6 protein-coding genes and 1 pseudogene are annotated in these 6,160 nt (G+C 57.4%); 2 read left to right on the top strand and 5 right to left on the bottom strand.

All coding sequences use genetic code 11. The annotated features are described in order from the left end of the window. The 5 genes and pseudogenes from CFR80_RS16540 to CFR80_RS16520 form a co-directional block, all read right to left on the bottom strand. Nucleotides 1-160, bottom strand: a pseudogene (locus tag CFR80_RS16540) (IS5/IS1182 family transposase); the annotation flags it as partial. Nucleotides 161-1,086: 926 nt separating this feature from the next. Continuing rightward, nucleotides 1,087-1,869: an ABC transporter ATP-binding protein gene (locus CFR80_RS16535; protein ID WP_010516244.1), complete on the bottom strand. Its 783-nt coding sequence runs from the start codon at nucleotides 1,867-1,869 to the stop codon at nucleotides 1,087-1,089. After that, nucleotides 1,866-2,969, bottom strand: coding sequence for a FecCD family ABC transporter permease (locus CFR80_RS16530; protein WP_110507738.1), 1,104 nt, complete (start codon nucleotides 2,967-2,969; stop codon nucleotides 1,866-1,868). The genes CFR80_RS16535 and CFR80_RS16530 overlap by 4 nt, the downstream gene beginning before the upstream one ends. Continuing rightward, nucleotides 2,956-4,092, bottom strand: a complete 1,137-nt coding sequence (locus CFR80_RS16525; RefSeq protein ID WP_010516246.1) for an ABC transporter substrate-binding protein — start codon at nucleotides 4,090-4,092, stop codon at nucleotides 2,956-2,958. Before CFR80_RS16525 ends, CFR80_RS16530 begins: the two co-directional genes overlap by 14 nt. A 41-nt stretch (nucleotides 4,093-4,133) precedes the next feature. Continuing rightward, nucleotides 4,134-4,676 carry an iron transporter gene (locus CFR80_RS16520; protein WP_010518179.1) on the bottom strand — a complete coding sequence of 181 codons (543 nt, stop codon included), beginning with the start codon at nucleotides 4,674-4,676 and terminating at the stop codon, nucleotides 4,134-4,136. 165 nt (nucleotides 4,677-4,841) lie between these two features. On the opposite strand from CFR80_RS16520, the gene CFR80_RS16515 reads away from it, so the two are divergent. Then, nucleotides 4,842-5,360, top strand: a complete 519-nt coding sequence (locus tag CFR80_RS16515) for a hypothetical protein (protein ID WP_010518181.1) — start codon at nucleotides 4,842-4,844, stop codon at nucleotides 5,358-5,360. Nucleotides 5,361-5,538: 178 nt separating this feature from the next. Continuing rightward, on the top strand, nucleotides 5,539-6,160 hold a 622-nt coding region (locus CFR80_RS16510), incomplete at its 3' end, for a carbohydrate porin (protein ID WP_373636525.1).

Raw genomic sequence — 6,160 nt, 5'->3', positions numbered from 1 at the left:
TGACCACCTCGCGCATATCCGTCGTGCGAGGGCGACCGCCCCGTTTCGCAGGGGGCACAAATGGCACGATCAAAGCCCATTCCCCGTCCATCATATCCGATGGATATCGCAGTCCTTCCCGGCTATGTTCACGTCGGGCAATACCAGTCCATGTCACCATTCACTCCATCTCTTCGTAAAGACGGATGAATCACAACAGGCTGGTATTGTTCAAAAACTTTCGGATCAGGCTCTTACAGGCGCACACGCGACCAACGCCAGCACAGGTTGCATATCAGTGTGTCCACATGTTCCCACACGCCTGATTACACGCCAATAACCTCGTCCATTATCGCATTCATGCAGGATATGCAATTTTTTCTCTGGAACCATTGAACAGATTTATCGCAACTTCGAATTTTACTAATTTTTGTTAATGAATTTTCATTATTTTACAAATACATCATATAAAAAATGCAGCCGGAATTCCCCATACGATTGCTGTAATAAACGATCCGGAATGAAAACAAAATGCCAGAATCAATATAAAAAAGGAAAATTTTTCATATCGACAGAAGTCCGTTTATTTTCAATATCATGTAAAGTGAATATCATGCCATCAGCCACATTGACGGATGATGGAAATTTCTTTTCTTTCATTTGATTTTAATGCTACGGCCCGAAGTTATCACAACATCCAAACGTAAAATATTCAGTTATTACATATTAAAATAACGACATCCAGGATGGGCCATACTGACATATCCATATACATATAAATATGGACATCATCGCGGACAGCCTGCACCACTTATGGCGCATTCCGGTCATGGCGTGTGTTATTACATAAATGACAGAGCCGGCATTAATCCCGGTCAGAAATCATATACAAGTAATACACGCATCAGTTGTATACCTGTCCAACCGCCCCGCCCGTCATTCAGATTTATGTGACATCACCCATGCCGCGGCACCCGGCCAACAGAATGTGTTCAGGAATATTACATTATTTGTAACAATTATATGATTATTGCGCATAAATAAACAGAAGGCAGGATGCGCCCACATCCTGCCTTTCCCCTGCCCGTTTCCGTAACAACGGAATCCCTAGCTTAGCCCGTCCACCATGACATGCGGCAGTCCACGACTGCACGTTTCAACACGGGCAACAATGTCATAGGTCTGGCTTAGTGTATCAGGCGTAATGACATCAAGTGGAGGGCCGGCTGCAATAATTTTACCATTGCGCAGGATGACATCGTAATCCGTCATGCGCACGGCAATATTCAGGTCATGCAGCACCATGACCGTCACGATGTTACGCCGTTCGGTCTCACGACGTAGTACATCCATGACGGCAAACTGATGATGCAGGTCCAGCGCACTGAGGGGTTCGTCAAGTAACAGGGCATCCGGATGCCGCCCCAATGCCTGCGCCAGCCCCACAAGCTGACGCTGGCCGCCCGACAGTTCATCCATATACTGCATGGCCAGATCCGCTATGCCGAATATGTCCAGCATGTGCAGGGCCGCGTCAATTTCGTCGCTGCCCGTGACTTCCGGCATCACACCCGTGGCGTTCTGGGCCGCAAGCAGGGATTCCAGCACCTGCAGGTGCACGGTGGCCGGCAGGGTCTGGGGCAGGTACAGGCAACGCCGCGTGCGCTGCGCCAGCGACATGCCTGAAAGCTCGTCCGGCCCCAGCATGACCCGTCCCGTCGCCTCCCCCAATCCCGCCATGGCACGCAGCAAGGTGGACTTGCCACTACCATTGGGTCCCAGCAGGGCCGATACCCTGCCCCTGGGGAACGGTCCTGCCGTCAGGTCATCCAGAACGATGCGCCGGCCGTATCTGACGGTCACATGTTCCGCAAACAGGCCGCCGGTCATGACAGCCCCTGCCGGCGCAGGACAATGGCAAGGAAGAACGGAATACCGACCAGAGCCGTAACGATACCCGTGGGGATCACCACACCGGGCATGATGTTGCGCGCCGCCACCGAAGACAGCGACATAACCAGCGCACCGACAAACATGCTGCCGGGCAGGTAGAAACGATGGTCCTCCCCCAGCAGGCGACGGGCGATATGGGGGGCCACCAGCCCGACAAACCCGATTGTCCCCACAAAGGACACTGCCAGCGCCGACAGGATACTGACCCGCAGCAGCGCGCCCCGCCGAACCTGCGGCACATCGACCCCCAGGCTGGCCGCACGTTCTTCCCCCATGCGCAGCACGGTCAGTTTCCATGCCGCGCGAAAGGACAGCGGCGCCACCACAACGCAGGCCGCCGCCAGCAGCCCCAGCTTGGGCCATGTTGCCCGCGTCAGGCTGCCCATGGTCCAGAACACCAGATCCTGCAGCGCGTCTTCATTGGCAACAAACTGTAACAGGGACACAAGCGCGTGGAACGCAAACACCAGCGCAATACCAAACAGCACAACGGTGCCCGTCCCTGCATTGCGCCTGCGCGACACCATATCCAGCAGCAGGACGGACCCGATGGCAAACACGAAGGCATCGGCCGACACCACCCACGCATCCGGCACACCGGGCAGTCTCCATTGCAGGATAATGGCGAGGGACGCGCCAAACGCCGTCGCGGCCGAAACCCCCAGCGTAAACGGGCTGGCCAGCGGATTGGCCAGAACGGTCTGCATTTCCGCCCCCGCCAGCCCCAGCGCCGCCCCGACGCATACGGCCATGAGCGCATATGGCAGGCGGATCTGCCAGACAATGACGCTCTGCCCCGCCGAGACATTATGCGGGTGCAGCAGCGTGCGGATCAGCGCGCCCACCGACAGGCCCGATGGCCCAAGGCAGAAATCAAGCACGACCGATGCGACGATACACCCGGCAATGACCGCCAGAATCCCCAGACGCCGCCGCAGCAGCATGCGGTAGGACCCGCGCACCTGCCGGGCGAAATCCGACAGGTCGGGGGAAGTGGCGTGGAACGCGGTTACGGTGTCATCATCAGGGACGCGCATTGATCCAGAAGGTCCCTTCCTGCCTGACCGGGAGAAAACGGGCGTACAGCTCCTTCTGCGTCGCATCCGGGTCCAGATCGCCAAACAGGTCGGGGTGGAACCATTTCGCCATGACCTCGACCGCGAGGATATTGTATGGCGAATCATAGAAGGAATGCCAGATTCCATAATCATGCCCGGTGGTGACCGCGCGCAGGCTGGAAATGCCCGGACGTTCCGTCACCCGCAGCAGGGACGCGCGCGCGACGTCCGGCGTGACCTCCGCCCCCATGCGCAGGCCCGGCCCAGCGGCCTTCGGTCCCTTGGTGCCGTCGGCTATATAGATGTCGGGATCAGCGGAGATGACTTTTTCCAGATCGATATCGCCGATATATCCCGGCAGCAGCGGGGCGGCGATGTTCTGGCCACCGGCGGCGTCAATAAACGCCCCCATGTTGCCCTTGCCCGCCGTATGGCAGCAGCTTTCACGCATGGCCGCCAGCATTTCGATAAAGACCTTTGGCCGCTGCGCCTGCGGCAGCGACGCCACCCGGTCGGTCACATGCTTAAGATGCGACTGATAGAAGGCCAGGTATTCCGCCGCCTCGTGTTCACGATTCAGGACCTTTCCCAGTATCTGCATGGACGTAACGGTGTCATGCAGCGGATCGGCGCGGAAATCGACAAAGATGACCGGCACATGGGCGCTTTCCAGTTGCGAGACTAGTTCGCTCGCCGCCCCCGGTCCATGGCCGGACACCGTCAGGATGGCGAGGTCGGGGTGCAGGTCCAGAACCCGTTCCGGGCTGACCGTATCCGCCGTGGTCTTGCCGATCAGCGCCACGTTCGCAGCCTGCGGGAAGGTTGCGACGTACTGGTCATAGCTCTGGGTATCCGCGCCGCGGAATTCTCCCTGCCACCCGACGATCCGATCAAAAAGATGCTGTTTTTCCAGCGGGGCAAGGGCGTAGATCAGCCGCCCTTCCCCCAGGATGATGCGATGGACACTGGCCGGGACATCCACCTTGCGGCCCGCAAGGTCGGTCACGGTTTCGGCCCGTGCCATGGGGATCACCGCTGACAGACCCATGGCCGTCACCATCCCGCATGCCAGCACGCGCCAGCTGTCCAGTATCCGTCTCATCACTTTACTCCGACCTGTGAGGTCCTATCCCCGTTCGGGGATCACTTCTGGGGGTAGGCGAAATTGAATTTCTCGGTAAACGGCTGCCAGAATCCCGGCGTGCCGGTTTCCTTGTCCACATGGTGCAGGAAACCGCTCTGCTCGGGCGAGGAATAGGTCAGCACGACGGTATAACGACCGGGGCCATCCATCTGCACGTTATCGGCGTAATGGGGGCCATCCTTGGCGGTCATGAAGTGCATCGTGCCTTCGGCCTTCCATGGCGTGCCGTCCTTGGTCAGCGAATACCCGATCGTCAGGTACGGCACCCACGCCCCGTCGGGGTAGCCCCACACGTTATCGGCAGTGGCATGGACGTCGGTTTCAAGGTGGATGGTATCGGGCCTGGTATTGTCGGGCATGCCGGCAGGCATGGGGTCCACCATGATCCCGGTCAGGTAGCTCGACGCGATTTCCATGTCATGCGCATGGACAGGACCGCCAATGGGATATTCACGCGCCTGCGCCGCAGTGACACCAACGGGCAGCGCCGCGATAGCCAGTGCCAGTATAGAAAACTTTTTATTCATGATGCCTGTTTCCATCTCTCTGATCATCAAGTCACGACATAATGTTTTATTTTTTAATTACAGTAATGCCGCGACAGATCGCAGATTCCCTTTCGGCTGATTACACAAATCTGATAATGATAATTGTTATCAATGTCAACGGATGGTATGTCATGTCCGATACACACGGAGACCACCCGCATGATCAGCCATCCCCTCGCGTTTATGCGATTGCCCTATGAGGTCCTGATCGCAATGGACAGCCGGATGCTGCACTTCTGGCTGCAGCCGGTCCATTACCTGATCCGCATTGCGCATATCGTCAGCATGGCCATGTTTTTCGGGATGGACATGCTGTTTGACCTTGGCATCCTCAACCCCCGCATGGCGCCTCGCCTGGCCCCCACCGCGCAGTTGATGGTCCGTCCGCTGCACATCACCTTTGCCATCGCCATGGTCACGGGTGTGGTGCTGTTTTTTTATGATCCGGTGCATATTGGCAGCCGGGCGTACCTGACCCCCAAACTGCTGCTGATCACGCTGGCCATGTTCAATGCAATGTGGTGCCACCGTTCGGTTTATTTATCTGTACTTAGGGGGCATCCGGTCATCTCGCTGCGCGGCCGGGTGGGGGCAAGTATTTCACTCTGTCTGTGGACGGGCGTGATGATCATGTCCTGCCTGAATAGTGAAGGTGTACCTAAAGTTTTCTTGCGCTGACACCTGGATTGCAATTTTTGCATGTCGCCTGCTGTTGACGGATTTGCGTCAAAGTGTGATTGAGAGTCATTCTTGTTGATAGTGATTCTCAGTTGCGGTGGAAAGCATGACCCTGGAACAGACACGGCGTATTCTGAAGGGATCGAGCTTTTTCGTTCCTGCCCTTCCCTTCGGCAGCATGCGACAGCGCCTGCGCACCGGATCATGGATCATATGTTTCGGGCTGGCCCTTCCTGTGACCGGCTTTGCACAGGTCCAGACCCAGATCGAGGAAGACCGCGCCCGCCTTGGCAATTCCACCCCGCTGGTCGAACAGATCGACCCTGCCACCGTGCGCGATTCAGAACGCGCGCAGGCCGATGCGGAAGAAAAGGCCGCAGGCGATGGTGACAAACTGGATACCAGCGGCAACCTGCTGGGCAATATGTGGGGCGCACGCCCGTGGCTGTACAAACACGGCATCAGCTTCGACATTCAGGAAGTCGATGAAGTCTGGGGCAACGGCACTGGCGGATCGGCTTCAGGCAGCGATGGAGCGGCCGGTTCGGGCACTGGCCCAGCCTATGACGGCGTGACCATGCCCACGCTGACCATCGATACCGAAAAACTGTTCGGGCTGAAGGGCGGCCTGTTCAATGTCAGCGCACTGCAGACGCGTGGACGTTCCATTTCGCAGGATCACCTGGCCAATTTCAACCCGGTCAGCGGGTTCGAGGCTGACCGCTCCACCCGCCTGTTCGAACTGTGGTACCAGCAGTCGTTCCTCAAGGGGAAACTCGACGTCAAGATCGGCCAGCAGG

This window comes from Komagataeibacter oboediens (assembly GCF_003207815.1).
Classification (GTDB): Bacteria; Pseudomonadota; Alphaproteobacteria; order Acetobacterales; family Acetobacteraceae; genus Komagataeibacter; species Komagataeibacter oboediens.
This window is presented reverse-complemented; position numbering and strand designations above follow the sequence as displayed.